Annotated in this window: 22 protein-coding genes; 14 read left to right on the forward strand and 8 right to left on the reverse strand. The window is 43.3% G+C overall.

Annotated elements, in window-relative coordinates; translation table 11 throughout:
• The first annotated feature begins 151 nt into the window (after positions 1 to 151).
• From MB380_RS19585 to MB380_RS19595, 3 genes are all read left to right on the forward strand, one after another.
• Positions 152 to 1,951 (forward strand): acyl-CoA dehydrogenase family protein, encoded by a 1,800-nt coding sequence (locus MB380_RS19585; RefSeq protein WP_253530487.1) that lies wholly within the window; start codon positions 152 to 154, stop codon positions 1,949 to 1,951.
• Positions 1,952 to 2,332: 381 nt separating this feature from the next.
• Positions 2,333 to 2,797 (forward strand): VOC family protein, encoded by a 465-nt coding sequence (locus MB380_RS19590; protein WP_101724482.1) that lies wholly within the window; start codon positions 2,333 to 2,335, stop codon positions 2,795 to 2,797.
• A gap of 213 nt (positions 2,798 to 3,010) precedes the next feature.
• Entirely contained in the window at positions 3,011 to 3,820 is an 810-nt protein-coding gene (locus tag MB380_RS19595; RefSeq protein WP_253530499.1) for an enoyl-ACP reductase, read from the forward strand.
• A gap of 53 nt (positions 3,821 to 3,873) precedes the next feature.
• Here the strand turns inward: MB380_RS19595 and MB380_RS19600 are convergent, their stop codons facing one another.
• Both MB380_RS19600 and MB380_RS19605 read right to left on the reverse strand, forming a co-directional pair.
• Positions 3,874 to 5,436, reverse strand: a complete 1,563-nt coding sequence (locus MB380_RS19600; protein ID WP_253530501.1) for an aldehyde dehydrogenase (NADP(+)) — start codon at positions 5,434 to 5,436, stop codon at positions 3,874 to 3,876.
• Between the two features lie 60 nt (positions 5,437 to 5,496).
• On the reverse strand, positions 5,497 to 6,339 hold the full coding sequence (locus tag MB380_RS19605; protein WP_253535624.1) for a fumarylacetoacetate hydrolase family protein: 843 nt from the start codon (positions 6,337 to 6,339) through the stop codon (positions 5,497 to 5,499).
• A gap of 229 nt (positions 6,340 to 6,568) precedes the next feature.
• On the opposite strand from MB380_RS19605, the gene MB380_RS19610 reads away from it, so the two are divergent.
• A complete protein-coding gene (locus MB380_RS19610; protein ID WP_253530503.1) occupies positions 6,569 to 7,030 on the forward strand; it encodes a hypothetical protein in 462 nt (153 codons plus the stop codon).
• An 8-nt stretch (positions 7,031 to 7,038) separates the two neighbouring features.
• Here the strand turns inward: MB380_RS19610 and MB380_RS19615 are convergent, their stop codons facing one another.
• Positions 7,039 to 8,400: a deoxyguanosinetriphosphate triphosphohydrolase gene (locus MB380_RS19615; RefSeq protein WP_253530505.1), complete on the reverse strand. Its 1,362-nt coding sequence runs from the start codon at positions 8,398 to 8,400 to the stop codon at positions 7,039 to 7,041.
• 213 nt (positions 8,401 to 8,613) lie between these two features.
• Here MB380_RS19615 and hisH point away from each other — a divergent pair, with 213 nt between their 5' ends.
• From hisH to hisF, 6 genes are all read left to right on the forward strand, one after another.
• A complete protein-coding gene (gene hisH / locus MB380_RS19620; RefSeq protein ID WP_253530507.1) occupies positions 8,614 to 9,201 on the forward strand; it encodes an imidazole glycerol phosphate synthase subunit HisH in 588 nt (195 codons plus the stop codon).
• Between the two features lie 52 nt (positions 9,202 to 9,253).
• Positions 9,254 to 9,493, forward strand: a complete 240-nt coding sequence (locus MB380_RS19625) for a hypothetical protein (RefSeq protein WP_253530509.1) — start codon at positions 9,254 to 9,256, stop codon at positions 9,491 to 9,493.
• Complete coding sequence (locus MB380_RS22005) at positions 9,490 to 9,843, forward strand: HNH endonuclease (RefSeq protein WP_409014616.1); 354 nt, start codon at positions 9,490 to 9,492, stop codon at positions 9,841 to 9,843. The genes MB380_RS19625 and MB380_RS22005 overlap by 4 nt, the downstream gene beginning before the upstream one ends.
• Before the next feature lie 72 nt (positions 9,844 to 9,915).
• The gene (hisA, locus tag MB380_RS19630; RefSeq protein ID WP_253530512.1) at positions 9,916 to 10,638 is read left to right on the forward strand and encodes a 1-(5-phosphoribosyl)-5-[(5-phosphoribosylamino)methylideneamino]imidazole-4-carboxamide isomerase; all 723 of its coding nucleotides are present in this window, start codon (positions 9,916 to 9,918) and stop codon (positions 10,636 to 10,638) included.
• Entirely contained in the window at positions 10,635 to 11,099 is a 465-nt protein-coding gene (locus MB380_RS19635) for a GNAT family N-acetyltransferase (protein WP_253530515.1), read from the forward strand. Before hisA ends, MB380_RS19635 begins: the two co-directional genes overlap by 4 nt.
• A gap of 96 nt (positions 11,100 to 11,195) precedes the next feature.
• Positions 11,196 to 11,966, forward strand: a complete 771-nt coding sequence (hisF, locus tag MB380_RS19640) for an imidazole glycerol phosphate synthase subunit HisF (protein WP_253530517.1) — start codon at positions 11,196 to 11,198, stop codon at positions 11,964 to 11,966.
• Between the two features lie 52 nt (positions 11,967 to 12,018).
• Here hisF and MB380_RS19645 read toward each other — a convergent pair whose 3' ends face one another.
• Both MB380_RS19645 and MB380_RS19650 read right to left on the reverse strand, forming a co-directional pair.
• Positions 12,019 to 13,164 carry a hypothetical protein gene (locus MB380_RS19645; RefSeq protein WP_253530526.1) on the reverse strand — a complete coding sequence of 382 codons (1,146 nt, stop codon included), beginning with the start codon at positions 13,162 to 13,164 and terminating at the stop codon, positions 12,019 to 12,021.
• Between the two features lie 3 nt (positions 13,165 to 13,167).
• Entirely contained in the window at positions 13,168 to 14,169 is a 1,002-nt protein-coding gene (locus MB380_RS19650; RefSeq protein WP_253530529.1) for an NADP-dependent oxidoreductase, read from the reverse strand.
• Between the two features lie 227 nt (positions 14,170 to 14,396).
• On the opposite strand from MB380_RS19650, the gene rpmG reads away from it, so the two are divergent.
• The 4 genes from rpmG (at position 14,397) to ftsY (ending at position 16,408) form a co-directional block, all read left to right on the forward strand.
• A complete protein-coding gene (gene rpmG, locus MB380_RS19655) occupies positions 14,397 to 14,579 on the forward strand; it encodes a 50S ribosomal protein L33 (protein ID WP_101724499.1) in 183 nt (60 codons plus the stop codon).
• Positions 14,580 to 14,650: 71 nt separating this feature from the next.
• Positions 14,651 to 14,806 (forward strand): DUF4295 domain-containing protein, encoded by a 156-nt coding sequence (locus tag MB380_RS19660; protein WP_101724500.1) that lies wholly within the window; start codon positions 14,651 to 14,653, stop codon positions 14,804 to 14,806.
• Between the two features lie 122 nt (positions 14,807 to 14,928).
• Positions 14,929 to 15,342 (forward strand): thioesterase family protein, encoded by a 414-nt coding sequence (locus MB380_RS19665; RefSeq protein WP_253530531.1) that lies wholly within the window; start codon positions 14,929 to 14,931, stop codon positions 15,340 to 15,342.
• A gap of 109 nt (positions 15,343 to 15,451) precedes the next feature.
• Positions 15,452 to 16,408 (forward strand): signal recognition particle-docking protein FtsY, encoded by a 957-nt coding sequence (ftsY, locus tag MB380_RS19670; RefSeq protein WP_253530539.1) that lies wholly within the window; start codon positions 15,452 to 15,454, stop codon positions 16,406 to 16,408.
• Between the two features lie 107 nt (positions 16,409 to 16,515).
• Here the strand turns inward: ftsY and MB380_RS19675 are convergent, their stop codons facing one another.
• From MB380_RS19675 to MB380_RS19685, 3 genes are read right to left on the reverse strand one after another with little or no spacing between them, the layout of a single operon-like run.
• Positions 16,516 to 17,406, reverse strand: coding sequence for a hydroxypyruvate isomerase family protein (locus tag MB380_RS19675; RefSeq protein ID WP_253530542.1), 891 nt, complete (start codon positions 17,404 to 17,406; stop codon positions 16,516 to 16,518).
• A 29-nt stretch (positions 17,407 to 17,435) separates the two neighbouring features.
• Positions 17,436 to 18,359, reverse strand: a complete 924-nt coding sequence (locus MB380_RS19680; RefSeq protein ID WP_253530545.1) for a ThuA domain-containing protein — start codon at positions 18,357 to 18,359, stop codon at positions 17,436 to 17,438.
• Between the two features lie 30 nt (positions 18,360 to 18,389).
• On the reverse strand, positions 18,390 to 21,053 hold the full coding sequence (locus tag MB380_RS19685; RefSeq protein WP_253530548.1) for a c-type cytochrome: 2,664 nt from the start codon (positions 21,051 to 21,053) through the stop codon (positions 18,390 to 18,392).
• Positions 21,054 to 21,182: the final 129 nt, after the last annotated feature.

A 21,182-nucleotide genomic window follows, 5' to 3' on the forward strand; every position in this document is an offset into this window, starting at 1 on the left:
TCTTTTAGCAGTAACAAAACCTTAACGGGACCGGTTAAAAAAAACTAATAGTATGCTTGCATAATATTTTCAAAAAATATTATCTTTGTAACAGTATGCGCGCATAACAATGGCCTGCATTTTCAAAAGACGAATTTCAACTCATAATACTATGTTAGCAACTGAAAATAAAGCATCAATTAAAGGAGGAGAATTCCTGATAAAAGATGTGGAAGCACATCAGATTTTTATTCCGGAAGAGTTTTCAGAAGAACAAAAATTGATTGCCGACACCTGTCGCGATTTCTTGCGTACAGAAATCCACCCACGGCTGAACGAAATTGACAATGCCAAGTCGCCGGAGCTTATGTCATCTCTCATGACCAAAGCGGGTGAATTGGGTTTGTTGGGTACTGCCGTGCCGGAAGAATACGGCGGGTTTGGCATGAGTTTTAATACCTCAATGCTGGTAGCAGAAGCACTGGGGCAAGGCCACTCGTTTTCAGTTGCGCAGTCGGCCCATACAGGTATTGGTACCTTACCTATAGTATATTACGGAAACGAAGAACAAAAAGCTAAATATCTCCCGCTACTAGCCACAGGCGAATGGAAAGCCGCTTATTGCTTAACAGAGCCGGATTCAGGGTCTGATGCCAACTCTGGCAAAACCAAAGCAGCTTTGTCGGAAGATGGCACACACTATATCATTAACGGACAAAAGATGTGGATAACCAACGGCGGTTTCGCCGATTTATTCATTGTCTTTGCCAAAATTGATGATGACAAAAACCTGACGGCATTCATTATTGAGAAATCTTTCGGTGGTATTACCATGAACGAACCAGAGCACAAGCTGGGCATTAAAGGCTCAGACACCCGCCAGATTTTCTTTAACGATTGCCATGTACCTGTTGAAAACATGTTGTCGTCTCGCGGTAATGGTTTCAAAATAGCAGTAAACATACTCAACGTTGGGCGTATTAAACTGGGCATAGCCGTAATAGGCGGGTCTAAAGGCTCTCTTGGCCATGCTATTAACTACGCCAACGAGCGCAAGCAATTTGGTGTTTCTATTGCCACATTTGGCGCTATTAAATATAAACTGGCCGAAATGGCTACGCGCATTTTTGCCTCGGAGTCTGCCAACTACAGAGCCGGACAAAACATTGACGACGCCATAGAAGACCTGAAAGCCCAGGGCTTAACAGATGCCGAAGCCAAGCTGAAAGCACTGGAGCAGTTCTCTATTGAGTGTGCTATTATGAAAGTGCACAGCTCTGAAGTGCTGGATTATACCGTTGACGAAAGCCTGCAGGTGTATGGCGGTATGGGTTATTCGGCCGATGCACCTATGGAGCGAGCTTACAGAGATGCGCGTATCAACCGGATTTTTGAAGGCACCAACGAAATCAACCGTATGTTGATTATTGACATGCTTTTGAAACGTGCGTTGAAAGGCGAGATAGACCTGATGACCCCCGCAATGGCCGTTGCCAAAGAAATTATGTCTGTGCCTGATTTTGGTGGCGCCGACGACGAAAGCGTATTTGCCGTTGAAAAGAAAGTGTTGAAAAACCTGAAAAAAGCAGCGCTGATGGTAGCAGGTGCAGCCGTGCAAAAATTCATGATGTCGTTGTCTGAAGAACAGGAAATACTAATGAACCTGGCAGATATGGCCATTGAAATTTATGTGGCTGAGTCAATATTGTTAAGAGTTGAGAAATTGATTGGCGTTAAAGGAGAAGCTAACGTGGCACTGCAAAAAGATATGGCTCTTATTTATCTGCACGAAGCCGTAAACAAAGTAAACATTGCAGGCAAAGAAGCCATTGCGTCTTTTGCTGAAGCCGATGAGCTGCGAGTAATGCTGATGGGTCTGAAACGATTTACCAAGATTGAACCATTTAACCTCAAAGCTGCGCGCCGCAGAGTGGCCGAAGCCATGATTGAGGAGAATAAATATATTTTTTAAAGCTCAAATAATCAATAACTAAGAACCAACAAACCGTCTTCCGCTTGGAGGACGGTTTTTTATTTGCCACTATTGTGGCAAAACTCTGATAAACACTATTAAATGCCAATAACCACAAATTCCCCAACTACCTCTTTTAGAAACTATTATGTTTTTGCCAACCAAATGGTTAACTTTAAAATGTATAGAACGGTGTTACCAAAAAAACCAAAGTATTTTGAGTTGCAAGTGGGAGAAAGCCTTAATCATATATGCAGTTACAGAGATAACTGCCGGCATCCAACAGACAAAGCATGACCCTTTTATTATAATCCGCAATACTAATAGCCAGATGGTATGATGCTGGCAGCTTAAAATATCATTCTAAAAAGAACCAAACCTATGGAAAAGGAGCAGAAAATAACGCCTTTCTTATGGTTCAATGGCAACATTGCAGAAGCTATTGAATTGTACACTTCGGTTTTTAAAAACACCAAAGTGCATTACACCAATAAAGTAGGCGATAAAATTATGAATGCCAAATTTGAGCTGGAAGGACAGGTGTTGCTGGCTCTGGATGGTGGCCCTCATTTTGCATTTACACCGGCCATATCTATGTTTATTGATTGCAAAACCCAGGAAGAGATTGATTATTACTGGGATAATCTGATAGCCAACGGTGGAAAGCCAAGCAGATGTGGCTGGCTGGTAGATAAATTCGGGTTGTCGTGGCAGGTTGTACCAGATGTGCTCGGTCAATTGCTGGGCGACCCGGACCCTGCAAAGGCACAAAGAGCCATGAACGCCATGCTAAAGATGGATAAGCTGGATATTGAGACACTTAAAAAAGCCCATGCAGGAATTTAACGTAAAGAAAACAAACAACACCACAAACAGGCCAAACCAGCTTTTGAAATAATATCCATCCATCTACACACGCTCTTTTTATTGCGGTATTGTGTGCGCAAAAAATTGGGATGGTTTTTTATTTTTTTTGAAATTAACTACCTTTGGCACTCTAAAAACTATTATGACATTATCGTAGTGAATGCTACGGACTCAGATTTAAACTTACATATCATGGCATACGGATTACTAAAGGGTAAAAAGGGAATTATTTCTGGCGCATTAGACGAAAAATCTATCGCATGGAAAGTGGCACTGAAAGCAAAAGAAGAAGGTGCTTCTATTGTATTAACCAACGCTCCTATTGCTATGCGCATGGGCGAAATCAAGAAACTGGCCGAAGCCTGCGAAGCCGAGATTATTCCTGCAGATGCTACTGTTGTAGAAGAAATCGAAAATCTTTACACCAAATCAATGGACGTGCTAGGTGGTAAAGTTGACTTCGTATTGCACTCAATCGGTATGTCGCCAAACATTCGCAAAGGAAAAGCCTACGGCGATTTGAACTACGACTGGTTTCTGAAGAGTGTTGATGTATCGGCCTTATCATTCCATAAATTCTTACAGGTAGCCGAAAAAATGGATGCTATCAACGAGTGGGGGTCGGTAGTTGCTTTATCTTACATGGCGGCACAACGCACGTTTCCGTTCTATACTGATATGGCAGAAGCAAAAGCCATGTTAGAATCAATTGCACGCAGCTACGGCTACCGTTATGGCAAATTGAAGAATGTACGTGTAAACACGGTGTCGCAGTCTCCAACCAAAACTACTGCCGGTACTGGTATTGGCGGTTTTGATAAATTCTATGACTTTGCCGATAAAATTGCTCCGCTGGGTAATGCCTCGGCTGATGCCTGTGCAGACTATGTAATCACGCTTTTCTCTGACCTTACCAAAATGGTAACCATGCAGAACCTTTTCCACGATGGCGGTTTTGTGAATACCGGTATCTCAGAAGACGTAATGAATCTGTTGGGTTAATCGCTCATCAGACCACATAAAAAAAAGAGGAACGTTGTCGTCCCTCTTTTTTTTTACTTCTTCCATTCTCCTTCTACCAATCTCCAGATATTCAAAGGGTTATCACTTTTCAGTTCATCCGGCAGTAATTCATCAGGGAAATCCTGAAAGCTTACCGGGCGCGTAAAGCGTGTAATGGCTTTTGTACCTACAGAAGTAGAGCGCGAGTCAGTAGTTGCAGGGAAAGGCCCTCCGTGTATCATGGCATGATTTACCTCAACCCCTGTCGGGAATCCGTTTATAATCAATCGACCCACTTTCTGCTCCAGTATATCTAATAAGTCAGAATATTCAATTAAATCCTCAGGCGTACCATGAACAGTAGCCGTCAGGTGGCCGTCCAGATTACTGGCAGCTATCAGAATTTCTTCTTTTGTATTGGCTTCAACAATAAGGCTGGTTGGCCCGAATATCTCTTCTGCCAGTTCCGGCTTGGCATTTAACGACGCAATATCAGTGCGAAGAAATACAGGCTCAACAGCGGTAAAGCCTTCAGGTGCTTTGCCTACACCCATTACCTGTGTAAATTGCTTCGAGTGCTCGGTACCTCTCACATAGGCATCTTTTATACCCGGTGTAAGCATAATGCCCCCTTGTGTATGCGGCGCATTTTTCTCAATTTCATCAATAAAATCCTGGTTGTTTTCCAGAAACAGCATACCAGGGTTTGTACAGAACTGCCCTACCCCCAGCGTTACCGATGCCAGATAGCTGTTGGCAATTGCACGGCCTTTTTCTGCCAGAATCTTAGGTAAAACAAAAACCGGGTTTACACTTCCCATCTCGGCATATACCGGTATAGGTTCAGGGCGACGAACCGCCGCATCAAACAACGCTTTACCACCCTTCAGCGAGCCGGTAAACCCTACTGCTTTTATAACCGGATGTTTCACCAAAGCCATCCCGATTTCGTGTCCGTCATCAAATAACAAAGAGAAAACGCCGTCAGGCATACCTGTTGCCTGCGCTGCTTTCTGCACTGCCAGACCTACCAACTCTGAAGTACCCAGGTGGGCAGGATGCGCCTTCACAATTACACAGCAACCTGCTGCAAATGCCGAGGTGGTGTCGCCCCCGGCTACAGAAAACGCCAGTGGAAAATTACTGGCTCCAAAAACGCCAACCACACCCAGAGGGCGTTCCATTGAGCGTAAATCGGGGCGGGGCGCCGGCTGACGGTCAGGCATAGCGGCATCAATGCGGGCATCAACCCATGAGCCTTCTCTTAACAAATGAGCATATAACCTGAGCTGACCAACGGTTCGGCCTCTTTCACCCATGGCTCTTGCATTAGGTAAGCCTGACTCCAGCATGTATCTTTCCAGCAGGGTGTCGCCCAGATTCTCAATTTCTTCAGCTATTTTTTCTAAAAAATTAGCTTTTTCAAAGCCTGATTTTTTTCGATAAACCTGAAAAGCCTTTTCTGCTTTTTCGGTGGCCAGCTCAAGCTCGTCTAATGTGGCTTTAAAAAAAAGCGGAGACAAAGCCTCGCCTGTCGCCGGATTAACTCCTTGAATGGCTACTGTTCCTTCAGAGAAAGATTCATAGCCAATAATATTTCTACCAGTAAGTTGCATAGCAGGGGTATTTAACAAAGAGCTTTACTTTTAGGTAAAGCTCTTTTTGTATCTGAATAATTACTTAACTTCTACAGTGTTAATTAAAGTTCCGATTCCCTCAATAGTAATACGTATTTCATCGTCCACTTCAAGAGTGAAATCATCGGGCGGTACTATGCCGGTGCCTGTCATCAGGAAACATCCGGACGGAAACGACATTTCTCTGAACAGGAATTCAGCCAATTCGGTATGATTTCTCTTCATACGGCTGATAGCCACAGAATCGGTAAAATAAGGAATTCCGAAACGAAAAATCTCAAGTTTGATTTGCGTATCTGAAGAAATAGGCTCGTCAAGTATAGTAATGCAGGGCCCAATGGCAGCGCTTTTGTCGTATGATTTGGCCTGTGGCAGATACAAGGGGTTTTCGCCCTCTATATCTCTTGAGCTCATATCATTACCAACGGTATAACCAGATATCTGTCCTTTAGAATTGATAAACAGCGTCAGTTCAGGCTCAGGCACATTCCATTTAGAGTCGCGGCGTATACGTACTTTTTGCCCGGAACCAACAACACGGCCAGGCGCAGACTTAAAGAACAGCTCGGGGCGCTCTGCGTCATATACTCTGTCATAAAAGTTATCTCCACCAGAGTTCTTAGACTCTTCCATGCGGGCATCACGGCTTCTGAGGTAGGTAACTCCTGATGCCCATACTTCCTGCGACTGGATAGGTGGCTGTAAACCATTTTCAATAAGCGATTGATACTCACTTACCGGTTCAAGCAGTTGTATTTCACGGAGCAGCTCGAAGAACAGATTTTCGCGGTTAATGAATAAATCCCAGTCATGATGACGTGAAAGAAAGTACTGATTCTGGTGTTCAATAACGAATCCCTGTGAGGTTTTGTAGGCTTTCATTGAATAATAGTATGGTGTTTCTCTTTTGTTTAAATGACGTACGGTCATTACCCCATAAGTCTGTTTTTGAATGCCACAGATAATACCTTACATATTACCTGCGCAAATTTTGTTAAAAACTATCAATTAAGCAACGAACCCAACTGATATTCATTATTACTTAAAAATGTTGCCTGAGTACTACGATTTTTTCTCTTAACTTAGCGGCATTAAAATAAAAAGTAAGTTTATGTTCAGGAAACTACTCTGTATCAGTGTTTTTGTTGTAATCACCAGCCGGGGCTTTTCGCAGGCTTTTACATATTACCCGTTCAACTCAGTTTTTTCTATTGCATCCAACCCAAATCAACCCGTATGGGCCGACTTCCGGTTTCAGATGAACTCCTATTTTTCTTCGCTCAGCACCGAGATATCGCCCATGGTAAATGTCATTAAACATGATAAAGCCAGGTTTTACGTTGGTGCGGGGCTAAAAGCCAATTTTTTGAATTACCTGAACGACGACCCAAAAAACAGGAATCCACTGGAAGGCTATTTTATGAATCTGGGTGTGCGTGTATCTCCGTTTAGTAAAATGCCACAGTTTCAGGGTATCTTTGAGCTATCTCCCTATGCCAATAAAAAGTTTGACCTTGGCGTTTTCAGGGCCAATCTGGGTATTGGTTATGTATTTATGAAGAGAAAGAAATGATTATTCTCCTACAGCTGTGGGATCTGGATCCCCATAATTTTCCTGTACAAATCAATGGCGAAGAGGTCTGTCATACCTGATATGAAATCTACAACCGCCAGCAGGTTTTCGTATAGGGTTCTCTCTTTGCCAATCATAAATTGCTTCGGAATCAGCTTCAGCAGCTTTTTTGACTTGGGCGTATCCGGCGAAAGCACAGCCGACACAAACTCTTTCAGCAAACCACCTATTACATGGTAACCCGCTATTTCAATCTCAATTACTGACTTATCGTTATATATTTTTTTGACTGATATTTCATCAATCTTCTTAATCAGGCCAATCGTTTTTTCATCAAGCAAATCAATCAGAGGTTTGTTAAGGGTTCCAGCCAGTAATGCTTCTTCATGTTCAAAAAACACTTCAGTGCATTTACTTGTCAACTGACCTATCAGCATTGCTCGTAAAAACGATAATTTCTGTTTGTCGTCTTCAATGTTGTCTACGGTTTCGGTTATATCAGGCTTTCCCTCCCGTTTTTCAAAGAATGGCTCCAATAGTTGCCGGGCTTCATGTGTTGATAAAATTCCTAAGCGGTGGGCATCTTCCAGATCAATAATTCTGTAACAGATATCGTCTGCGGCTTCTACCAGAAACACAAATGGGTGGCGTGCATAAATGTGAGCCGTGTCGTCTAAGCGGTTAAGCCCCAGTTCTGTTGCAATACGCCGAAAAAAATCATTCTCAGAATCAAAAAAACCTGACTTTTTAGTTGATATCAATCCGCCCTTTCTGAATCCTGAGGTGGAATCAGACGGATACTTAACTATCGAAGCCAGGGTGGCATAGGTAAGGTTCAGGCTGCTTTGATTAAAAATGGTGGTCAGAATCCTGAACGCATTGGCATTGCCCTCAAAATTCCTGAAGTCGTTAAACTGGTTTTCTGTCAGGCCTTCTTCAAGAAGTTTACGTTTATCTTCGTCCAGTTCTTTAAAGTACGTACGGATGGCATCTTCACCCGAATGCCCGAACGGAGGGTTACCGATATCATGGGCAATACAGGCCGTCATCACTACTGCCGACAGCTCAAATTTATAAAACTCCTTTGCCTCCTGGCTTAGCCCGGCATCATATTTGGCCACAATCTTTTCGCCTATGGCTTTACCAAGCGAACGCCCGACAGACGCTACCTCGAGACTATGCGTAAGGCGATTGTGTACAAAAACTGCTCCGGGTAATGGAAATACCTGCGTTTTGTTTTGCAAACGCCTGAATTGCGACGAGAAAATCAGACGGTCGTAGTCGCGCATGTAATCATTACGGAATATATCCTGCCCCGGTTTGTCTTCCTTGCCTAAGCGTTTATTAGAAAAAAGCGTTTGCCAGTTCATTTATTACTTCAAATTTTGCTGCAAGATACAAATGCCGGTTTATAATCGGGTACAAAATGTTTGTTCTCTGGCCGGCCATTTAAAGCACAAACAAATAAATTAAACAAAGCAAAGAAATAGTAGTACATTTTCAGCAAATCTGTATAATTGTTGGCAGATAGAAGTAGATTTGTATAAACAACACCAAAGTTATTATCTTCAATTTTTTCTGATTTGAAAGTCATCATAATTAAATACAATGCAGGCAATGTACAGTCGGTTATGTATGCGCTTGAGCGTATTGGCGTAGCCTATGAATTGTCTGACAACCCCGAAACAATCCGTGCCGCCGAAAAGATTATTTTTCCGGGTGTAGGTGAGGCCAGTACCGCCATGAAAAGCCTGCGTGAAAACGGCCTTGACCAATTGATACCCACACTGAAACAACCTTTTCTGGGTACCTGTGTAGGTATGCAATTGCTCTGCCGGTCGTCGGAAGAAAACAATACCGATTGTCTGGGTGTGTTTGATGTACCCATTCTGCGTTTTCCGCAAATAAAAGGCTTTAAAGTACCCCAAACCGGCTGGAACGACATTTACGATTATGCTTGCCCTTTAACCGACGGATTAAACAGCAATGCTTATGTATATTATAATCACGGGTATTATGCGCCCTTGTGCGACTTTACCGTAGCTAAAACCACCTATATGCTTGAGTATTCGGCCATGTTGCAGAAAGACAATTTTTATGCGGCGCAGTTTCACTCAGAAATAAGCGGAGACGTGGGGCAGAAAATCTTTGAGAACTTTCTGAAATTGTAATTCGCATGATTTTCCTGGCAAATGCGTTATATTTGTATAAAACAGTACGACCATGACTATCTACAATACATATGATCAATTGGCAGAATTAATTGCAGGTCTTGACCCGGCAAAGGTTTTGGCATTAAAGGCCACTGATGAAATGCAGACTCGTCTGGAAAATCTAATTGAAAAGTCAAAAGAAAGTAGTCTGGATAGAAGAGAGAAAGACGAATTGGATCATTATATAGTATTGGAAAGACTTATCCGCTTGGCTAAGATTCGTGCTCAATCTCCTGAACAAGCCTCATGAGTCGTTATATATCTGAAGCGCTCCGTAATAAAGTTGCTAAAAGAGCCCTATTTCGATGTGAGTATTGTCGAATCCATTCCGGAAATTCATTCTTTGTCTTTCATATTGACCATATTGTAAGTCTGAAACACGGCGGACCTACGACAGCCGAGAATCTGGCATATACCTGTCAGATTTGTAATAACAACAAAGGCTCTGATATAGCTACTTTTTTAGAAGAGCCCAATATTCCGGTACGTTTTTTCAATCCCCGCATCGATAATTGGAATGACCATTTTATAGCAGGCGATTCAGGCTTACTTGAGGCAAAACCGACATTGGTACAGCTACTATTAAAATTCTGGATTTAAATCATCCCGATTCAATTATTGAAAGACGTGAGATGATTCGCCGGGGTATTTTCTAACAATTAACAAAATTTTATGCTACAAATTATACCAGCCATTGACATTATAGAAGGTAAATGTGTACGCCTCACACAGGGAGACTACTCACAAAAGAAAACGTATAATGAAAACCCTCTCGAAGTAGCCAAAATGTTTGAAGATGCGGGTATTAAACGCCTGCACCTGGTTGACTTAGATGGCGCCAAACAGAAGAAAATCATTAACGCCAAAGTACTGGAAACATTAGCTTCTAAAACTAATCTGCACATTGATTTTGGTGGAGGGGTGCAGTCTGATACAGATATTAAACTGGCTTTTGATTGCGGTGCCAGACAAATTACCGGAGGCAGTATTGCGGTTAAAAATCCTGAGTTGTTTGAGTCCTGGATACAAACCTACGGCAGTGAAGCCATTATTCTGGGCGCTGATGCTAAAGGAGAAAAAATTGCCGTAAGCGGTTGGGAAGAAGAAACCAGTGTTTGGGTATATGATTTTGTAGGCGAGTGGATTCAGAAGGGTATCCAATACACCATCAGCACCGATGTGGCCAAAGATGGCCTGCTGCAGGGGCCATCTGTAGATTTATACAAAAAAATGCAGGAGCAATTCCCGGACCTGAAAGTGATTGCCAGCGGCGGAGTTAGCTCGATGCAAGATCTGGAAGAATTGGCCGAACTGAATATTTTTGGTGTAATTGTAGGCAAAGCCATTTACGAAAACCGTATCAGCCTGAAAGATATAGAACGCAGATTTATATGATTCACGAGTTCAGAAAAGACGGGTTTATTTTAAGTACTGATAAACAGCTGTTGCAGTTTAATGTGATTCATGATTTTCTGAAAACCAGCTATTGGTCGCCCGGCATCCCGCTTGATGTAGTAAAACGTGCAGCAGAAGGCTCTATTGCTTTTGGTATTTATAAAGAAAGCGGTGAACAGGTCGGTTATGCACGGGTGATTTCTGACTGTGCTACTTTTGCCTATCTGGCAGATGTATTTGTGCTGGAAACTGAGCGAGGCAGGGGGCTATCAAAATGGTTGATGGAATGCCTATTTCAACTGCCCGAACTTCAGGGACTTAGACGGTGGTCGTTGGCTACAAGAGATGCGCACGGTTTATATGCTCAATTCGGGTTTACGCCTTTAGATAACCCCGACATCATGATGCAAATAGCCAGACCTAATATTTATATGGAGATGAAAGAAGCAAATGGTAAATGATGAATGGCGAATAATATTAAATTTTGCCGGGATGGCTCAGTTCAAGATTAATTACTTAACCACTCTTTCACTAAATCACTAAATACATTACCAAACATGCTTACCAAACGAATTATTCCTTGTTTAGATATAAAAGACGGACGCACAGTTAAGGGTACAAATTTTGTAAACCTGCGTGATGCCGGCGACCCCGTTGAACTAGGCGCTGCCTATGCTGAACAAGGTGCCGACGAACTGGTGTTTCTGGATATTACCGCAACTGTTGAAGAGCGAAAGACGCTCATTGAATTGGTAAAAAGAGTAGCCAGAACTGTCAATATTCCGTTTTGTGTAGGTGGTGGTATAGGCTCGGTATCTGACGTATCAAAACTGCTTAATGCCGGGGCTGACAAGGTCTCTATCAATTCTTCTGCCGTTCGTAATCCTGACCTGATTAATGAACTGGCTCTTGAGTTTGGTTCGCAGTGTATAGTGGTTGCCATAGATACCCGATACATAACACTCGAAAACGGTTTACAGGAACATATCGTACATACGCATGGTGGCCGCAAGCCAACCGAATTAAGAACCATTGCCTGGGCAAAAGAAGTAGAAAACAGAGGAGCCGGAGAGATACTGCTTACCTCAATGGATACCGACGGCACCAAAGCAGGATTCGCCCTTGAATTAACAGCCTTGATTTCAGACAATGCCAATATACCTGTTATAGCCTCGGGTGGTGCCGGAACAATGGAACATTTTTATGAGGTATTCACAGGCGGTAAAGCAGACGCAGGTCTGGCAGCCAGTATTTTCCACTTCAAAGAAATCGGTATTCCTGAATTAAAACATTACCTGCGCGACAAAGGCATCTCTATGAGGATCTAGTCTTTTCATATCTCGATAATGGTTTCCCAATTATTCCACAGCCTCTGGCCGGTTAATCTCTCTGACGCTCAATCAGGTTTTCAAGAATCAACACCAGTTCATGGGCTTCGCATTCCCAGTACATGTGGGTAATGGCCAAAGGCGCCAAAAAACGCAAGACCGGATTTTCATAAGCCCCCAGTAAAGCGGCTCTGAAATAGTAAAACGGAGCCTTAAAGGTCGTATCAAGCCGGGGTTCGGATAAAGTCCGTTCTATTGCTTTCTCAAAGCCAGAATGCCCCTTTCTGCTCAACCTGAGTAAGGCTGTCTGTAGTATTACTCTATTCATGCCCCATTTGTGTTCTTCAAGCAACGTAAGCGTATCTTCTATGAGTTTGCTTCGGTAAGCCTCCAGATGAGGCACTTCGAAGTCTCCCAGCAAACGCGCAAAATGATAAATAATCAAAGGGGCGGTTGCATAGTTACGTGCTACCACAAACGGTTTGCTGAGGTATTCGTTATGTTCAATAATGCCGCTTAGATAAGCATACGTATCTGCATCATACTCATTGTAAGGCAACCTATGCCATTCAAACAAATACATGAGGTTACATAAAGCACAGGCATCAAACTCTATACCCATATTTTTACCAAACCAGGTTGAGTACCCCCTCAGATGTTTATAATGGCTGAAAGTATTCTTTATCTGCCGCACCTTTGCAGCCCCGGGCGACAAATTGGCATGCTGTTGTAGTTTTTCTTTCAGCCAGAGCGCCTCCTTTTTATTTGCAGGTTGTGTAAGATATACCAACGCAGTATCATCAATATCATCAGGTATCCTGAAATGCTCCATCCTATGGAAAACATATCCACCCGAAAAATGGCCTGAAAGTCTGCCGTCTTTAGGTGTTTGCCAGAAATTGTAAGTACCCAGCCCGTTTTTGTTCTGATGAGCCGGATAATTGTTGATTGCTTTTGCGGTAATAGTCTCAATTACCGCCTGGTTATCTGTACTCAGGTAAGACTTTAGCTGATTCAGTACAAAAACAATAGTAGCAGTGTAAAATATATTATTGTCGGGCCGTCGGTATCTCAGGTAGGAATTCTGACGGTAAGAAGGGAAAATGCCCTCAGGGAAGTATGCATCGCCCCGCGATTGAAGCGAGGCGATGCTCTGAATAATGGAATCTATTGAATTAACTGAAACTGCCTGGCGCATGGTCTACTGAATTTTCAGAACCAGCTTGCCTGTGTTTTCACCTTTAAACAATTTCATGAGTGTATCCTGAAATGCTTTCACACCACCATCGGCAATATCAACCTTGGCATTGAGCTTGCCTTCAGCTACCCAACCGGCCATTTCTTTTATAGCTTTGCCATAATTGGCTGCATTATCAAAAACAACGATGCCTTCCATACGTGCCCGGTTTACCAATAACGACATATAATTACTTGGCCCTACAGGTTTTTGAATGACATTGTATTGCGATATGGCCCCGCAAATAACAATTCTGGCTTTCATGTTTATCAGTGTCAGGGCGGTGTCCAGTATTTCGCCTCCAACGTTATCAAAATATACATCTACTCCATCCGGGCAAGCCTCTTTCATGTTTCTTCTCAGGTTTCCGGTCTTATAATCCACACAGGCATCAAAGCCTAGCTCTTCTACCACATATCTGCATTTTTCCTCTCCGCCTGCAATGCCCACAGCCCTGCAGCCTTTAATTTTTGCTATCTGGCCCACTACACTTCCAACAGCACCCGCCGCGCCAGAAACCAGCACGGTTTCGCCGGGTTTGGGCTGGCCGGTCTCCAACAAACCAAAATACGCCGTAAGACCAGACATACCCAGTGTACCCAGATAAGCAGGCAAAGGCACAAAGGCGGGGTCAACCTTTACCAGATGCTTACCATCCAGCACGGCGTATTCCTGCACACCGGTAATACCAGTTACGGAGTCTCCGGCGGCAAAATCCGGATGCTTTGAATCAATCACCAAACCTGCCCCCAAGGCACGCATTACTTCGCCTATATTTACAGGTCTTACGTATGACTTCCCCTCGTTCATCCACCCGCGCATGGCTGGGTCTATTGAAAGATACTGTACTTTTACAAGAACTTCATTATCCTGTAAATCGGGTACATCTACGTCTTCAATCTCCCAACATTCAGGAGTTGGGTTACCAATCGGGCGGGCCAGTAAATTAATGCGTGTATTTTTCATAAACTATCAGGTTGATTTTATCTCCATTTTTCAAAACTATTACATTAAAACAAATTATTATCATTTTTTATGGACGAATTCTCGCGCTTGTGTATAAATTTACGTTTACAAGTAAAAAAACTAAGAAATATTTAAAAAACTTTTGCAGGATTTTTGGTTAATAATCAGGAGTTTAGTATCTTTGCAGCCCGAAATTAGATTAGCAAAGATATTAAATACATAAAACAATGGCGAAGAAAGGCAATCGTGTACAAGTCATTTTAGAGTGCACTGAGCAAAAAACAAGCGGTGTAGCAGGTATGTCTCGCTACGTAACTACCAAAAATCGTAAGAACACTACCAGTCGTTTGGAGTTAAAGAAATATAACCCATTCCTGAAAAAACATACAGTACATAAAGAAATTAAATAATTTTTGATTGCAGGGGTTCATCAGATTTTATCAGAATCCTGAGAATCAATACATCATAAAACGATACTAAAATGGCAAAGAAAGTAGTCGCTACGCTTCGTGATAAAACCGCAGGTAAGAACTTCGCAAAAGTTATCAAGGCTGTGAAGTCTCCAAAAACCGGTGCATATACTTTCAAGGAAGAAATGGTTCCTATGGAAGAATTGCAAAGTGCTTTAAAAGCATAATTCCGATAAAAATATTGGTTGAAGCCTTCTTGCATACAAGAGGGCTTTTTTGTTTTGGCAACCAAGGCAGGTAATATTGCCTCTGTTTTGTGAATAACCTTCTAACACTTTAGCTGAACAAATTGGAAACCCCGCACAGTAATGAGCACCTCTTCCCGATTAAGGTGATTGCCAGTGACATCGACGAACTCAACCATGTGAACAACATTGTTTATTTGCGCTATGTGCAGGAGGCCGCCGGCAACCACTGGCACACAACAGTGCCAGAAAACTTAAGCGTGCAGATTATCTGGGTGGTGCGCAGGCATGAAATAGATTACCTGAAGCCCGCTTTTCTGGGCGATGAACTGACAGTAAAAACCTGGGTCGATAATTTTACAGGCGTAACCAGCGACCGCCACTGCGAAATATGGAGAGGGGCTGAGCTACTGGCGCGGTCAAGAACTATATGGGTGTCGCTTGATGCAGGCACGTTTCGCCCCAAGCGCATAGGCGAAGAAATTGCCGGTTTATTTTTTGGTTCAGCAAAGGAATAAAAGTCAGATTATATTGAAAATTAAACTGAATGTATAACAAAATTGTTATAGTTTTGTCCTGATTCACACAATCTTAGCCGATTGTTCATTTTTATACTATTGTTATTAAATGGGATTATTTGACTTCTTTTCAAAAGAAAAAAAACAGACACTTGATAAAGGACTGGAGAAATCAAAAACAAGTATTTTTGATAAACTCTCGCGTGCCATTGTAGGTAAGTCGAAAGTAGATGATGAGATTCTGGACGAATTGGAAGAGATTCTGATTAGCTCAGATGTGGGCGTTGAAACAACCGTGAAGATTATCAGAAGAATTGAAGCCAGAGTAGAAAGAGATAAATATACTAACGTTGAAGAATTAGACAGAATTCTGCGTGAAGAGACTGCCGCATTACTGGCCGAAAACAACTCGCAGGATGTAAAAGATAGTTTTGAAACAGAGCACCTGCCCAAGCCGTATGTACTGATGGTTGTGGGTGTAAACGGCGTAGGTAAAACCACCACCATTGGCAAGCTGGCTTATCAGTTTCAGAAAAGAGGCAAAAAAGTGGTTTTGGGTGCTGCAGATACCTTTAGGGCGGCTGCCGTTGACCAGTTGAAATTATGGGGACAACGCGTGGGTGTAATGGTAGTTGACCACGGAATGAACACTGACCCTTCGTCAGTTGCTTACGATGCCGTAAAAAAAGGAATGGAGCTAAACGCCGACGTAATTATTATTGATACTGCCGGGCGTTTGCATACCAAGGTAAACCTGATGAACGAGCTGGGTAAAATCAAGCGGGTAGTTCAGAAGTTTTTGCCTGAGGCACCACATGAAGTGATGCTTGTGCTGGACGGCAGCACCGGCCAGAACGCTGTAATTCAGGCGCGTGAGTTTACGAAAGTAACAGAGATAGATTCATTAAGTATCACCAAGTTAGACGGAACCGCCAAAGGTGGGGTAGTAATTGGCATTTCAGACGAATTCAAGATTCCTGTAAAATACATTGGTGTTGGCGAGCAAATGGACGACCTGCAGGTATTTAACAAAATGGAGTTTGTGGATTCTTTGTTTAAGAAGTAGCACAATTGTTTTGCCACAAAGTACACAACAGACACGAATTCTCAGAATCATAGACAACTACAAAAGCCGCTTTTCAGCGGCTTTTGTAGTATATAAAGAGCAGCTGATTAAGCTACATCACAAATTTTCACACTTTGCTTGAGAGAAGCTATCTGGTCTGCACGTTTCGGTACAAACTCCTGCCCTACAAAACCTTTATAGCCTGTGTCTACAATGGCTTTCATAATTGCCGGGTAGTTCAGCTCCTGCGTATCATCAATTTCTGCACGGCCTGGCACGCCACCAGTATGATAATGCGCAAAATATGGGTGATACTTTTTGATGGTAGCTATTACGTCACCTTCCATAATCTGCATGTGGTAGATGTCATATAACAACTTGAATTTATCTGAGCCCACCTTATCGCACAATTCAACGCCCCATTTGGTGTGATCGCACATATAGTCTTTATGGTTTACTTTGCTGTTTAGGAGCTCCATTACCATGGTAATACCATATTTCTCGGCCGATGGCATCAGTTTTTTCAAACCTACGGTACAGTTTTCCAATCCTTGTTCGTCAGACATACCTCTGCGGTTACCTGAAAAACAAATTACTTTATCGTATCCGGCAGCTTTCAATTTCGGAAAAATACCTTCAAAACTGGCTATCAGTTCAGGATGAAGGGCAGGGTCGTTAAAGCCTTTCTCAATACCAAGCCCGGCACCCCATGGCAAAGCACAGGTAAGGCCGAATTTCCTGATAGTAGGCCATTCATCAGGGCCTTGCAACTCTACCGATTTCATACCCATATTGGCGGCTTCGCGGCATAGGTCTTCCAAAGGTATTTTGCTATAACACCAACGTGCAACCGAGTGGTTAATTTTACCGTTCAGTTCGGTGCCTAATACTTTTTCATTAGCCGCAAAAGCTTCTGTAAGGGTCACAGGTGCCGATAATATTGCCGCACTGCCTATGATGTTTTTCAGGGCCGAACGACGAGATGAGTTAGCTTCCATTGATTATGTAAATTAAATTGAATAGTTTTTTAGTCTCTGATACTTACACTTTGAGCCGTCGGGAAATCTTTCGGAACAGCCTGTGTTACTTTACCCGTAGCCGCCCACTCGGTACCTCTCTGAAGGGTAGTAATAAATCCATTGCATTTCTGAGAATAGTTGCCATGCCCCAGAGTGGTATGAAATACCCTGCCTTTACCATAAGAGATGGTCATAAGCATTGGTTCTATTCTGCCAGAGCCTCGTTTTTCTTTGTCGCTGTAGGCGGTTGCTAATACCTCCATGTTTTCAGCAGGGCCTCTCAATCTGTCATACAACTCGTCTTTTTCGTGCAGCCATGCTTCCGGTAAACCCTTGGTTATGGGGTGTTTTGTATTATGTACTTTTACCAGAAACTGGTGTTCTACTCCATGACTCCCCCCCAGGCCGGCACTTTTATCATGCACGAAGTTATGCTTTTCCTGGTCATAATACACATAAGGGCCAGATTTTTCGGTGCGATTACCCCAGCCGCCCAAGCCTATCATTTTATTGTAGGCGTCCCACTCCGGAAAAGCGTTGTCGGCAGCATGCACCACCACAAAGCCTCCACCATTACTTACAAACTTTTCAAAAGCTGCTTTGGTGGCATCAGACCAGGAATCACCGTTGTAATTAGACAATACTACCTGATACGCTGAAAAATCAGGCTTAAAGGTACTCATATCGCCTTTTTCGGGCGGAGTGGTTGCCACATCTACTTTAAAAAGCCCTGTTTCTTCCAGGTACCCCTTCATCATGCTGGTGGTCTGCGGCCAGTTTTTGTGGTTATTCTGTCCGTCAATAATCAAAACATTCACAGGCTGCTTTGCTTTCTTCTGTCCCCAAGCCTGGCCTGTTAGTATATTTGAGAAAACCGCCAGAATTACGAGGAATTTTCCGGCAAAACTTCGCTTGATTAATGCTGTTTTCATTATTTCAGATTTTATAGAATACCTCAAAAACTATTTTCTGCTTTTACGGGTATAAACCTCATGATTTTCGTTTCCACCTGATTTCAGATAAGCAATCAGATCTTTCAGTTCATCTTCGTTCAAACTGTTTATCAGACCCGGAAGCATGACCGATACCGACGAATACTTGCTTGAAACCACATCTTTTTTGGCTACTTTCATCAGTACGTCCGGCGCATAAGGATTCTGCGAAATGTAATAGAACGTTTTATCTTCATTAGCCAACCGGCCCACAACTGAATCACCGTTTTTAAGTATCAGCTGTGTTGCAGCATACTGGTCAGACACCGCCTTGCTTGGGTCTATGATAGCCTCAAGAATATCTTTGGTAGAGAAGCGGGTACCCAGCTGTGTTAAATCAGGGCCAACGTTACCGCCTTCGCCCTGAATACTATGGCAGCGGCTACAGGTAATGGCATTATACATATCTTTACCCTGCTGGAAATTCCGCGCACCTGCGTCTTTATCTACCACTTCTACGGCGTTTTCAAGTTTCCAGTTTTTCCCCGGGCCTTTCGGATAATTCTGTATTACCAGGTCATTGCCCGATTTAGACAGCATGTCTGCCCCCGATAGTTTTTCATAATAAGCTACCTGTTGCTTCGGCACGTTCTCCAAAGCTAGTTTACGCATTCTGTCTATGAAACCAATGTAGCTTACGCCACCCTTATAGTTAAGCGCATTGCGCAACCATTTAAAGTATTTTTCTCTCAGCGGTGGTGTCCAACCTGTTTTGGCCGATGTAAGCACCGTGGCAATGTAGGTTTGTTGCACCGGAGGTGTTTTCTCTAACATTTTGGCAATATCAAGACCATACTGAGGGTTTCTCATAATTAAATCTGCCGACGAGGTTGCCGTTTGTCCGCCAGCAATGGTGCCGGCTGCTTCTTTTTTGTCAAGAAGTGCCACGCATTTGGCAACCGCGCCCGGCGCCTCTAAATGCACAAGAATTCTGCTCAGCAACTTGTTCTGCTCGTTTCCGGTTGAAGGAAACTGCGGATTCATATACGCAATCATTCTGGTTTTTGTGGCTGGCTCGGGCTCACCCATTCGCACAATTACCAATTCAAAAGCACGGAGAATATCAATTTTCTGTGATTCTGATAAAGTTGCATAGTTTACACTCAACAACGATTTCAGGATGCTTTCTTTCAATTCCGGCTGCCCCTGTCGTGCCAGGCCAATCATGGCATTAATTACCTTAACAGGGTCTTTTTCTGCCAGGGCTTTCTGTTGCCACTCTGCTACTGGCTGGTGCTCTAATGCCAGCCTTGAAGCATAACGGATAAACCTGTCCGGATGGCTTAAGTTAGGCCAGGCTTTGTCTATTGCCAGCGGATTAGGGTCGGTATGGAAAGTTTCAATTTCTCTTCTGAGTGTGTTTTCTTTGGTAGGTACACTTGCAAGCGAAGTTTCAACAGCCTCATTGCCATTATAATAGACACGATACAAATCTGATTCAAGTCTCCGGCCGCCAGTAAGGAAGTAAAGGGCGCCATCAGGGCCAATTACACCGTCGGTTAGTGGCAAAGGTAAACCAGATAAGAACTCATCTCTTTCGGCAGTGTAAGATGAACCGCTTGGTTTTAGATGAATGGCATGCACGATACCAAAACTCCAGTCGAACGCCAATAGGACGTTTTTATATTTTGCCGGGAATTTAGCGTCTCTGGTATGCAGCAGGTTGGTAGGTGACCCCTGACCGATACCAATAACTGGCGGAAGGTTATCAGGCAATACCGGTTCCCAGGTTCCGGAGCCTGTTCGCCAGCCGTATTCACTGGCACTGGTTACATGGCATATACGAGTTGGGCGATACCAGGGCAGGCCGAAGTCCCACTCCATATCCGAATCATAGGCGAATAAATCGCCCACTTCATTAAAGGCAATATCATAAGTATTTCTATAGCCGCCGCTCACTAATTCCCAATGTTTGCCGTCGGGGTCTACATTGGCTATCCAACCGCCCGGTTCCTTGCGGTCGGTGGCATGGCCACGGGGGTCTTTTATATGCGGAAACAGTTTGTCGTATTTCCAGTTGGGTGGCAGGCGATACGAATCAAACTTCGGTGGGTCGGTATAGTTACCAGCTACAATGTATAAAGATTTTTTATCGAACGATAATATAACACTGTGCGGGCCATGCTCGCCATCTCCTTTCAGTTCTTTCAGCAAAGTTACCTTGTCGAACTGGTCGTCTCCGTTAGTATCCTGTAAGCGATATAAGCCACTTTTACGCGGAAACTTCTTGTTGCTGCTATTGTTCATCATCACATACAGACTATTGAAGGCATACAACAAGCCCTGGGCATTTCCCAGAGCGACGGTGTCTCCCTGAACGGTCAGTTTTTCTACTTTAGGCTTTGTACCTTGCCCAATGGCAGGAATGGTAAGCCGGTATAAAATACCGTACTGGTCTGAGGTAATCATGCGGCCTTTGTCGTCAAAGGCCATCGAAACCCATGAGCCCTGCTCGTTTTCTGAAGGGCTGTAGAGGTGTTCTGCCTTAAAGCCCGGTTGCAGCTTTAATTTGGCTATTTTAGGGTTTTCATCTGCCGTAGCCGGATTCTCCTTCAGGTTTGTGTAAGAAGCCACCATCAGGAATACCCCAGTAACACCCACAAGGAGTTTCAGTGCATTTGGTTGAGTGTACATTAGTTTATTTTTTAGGATTGAATGTCGGTTTATTCCGGCCCCTTCTCTACATCTTCTCGGTAAACAATGCGCCATAAAAGCACAAAAGAGATTTTTGATGGCTCCCTCAACAAGAGGAAGGCTAACCGG

The organism is Emticicia sp. 21SJ11W-3, assembly GCF_024138715.1.
Lineage (GTDB): Bacteria > Bacteroidota > Bacteroidia > Cytophagales > Spirosomataceae > Emticicia > Emticicia fluvialis.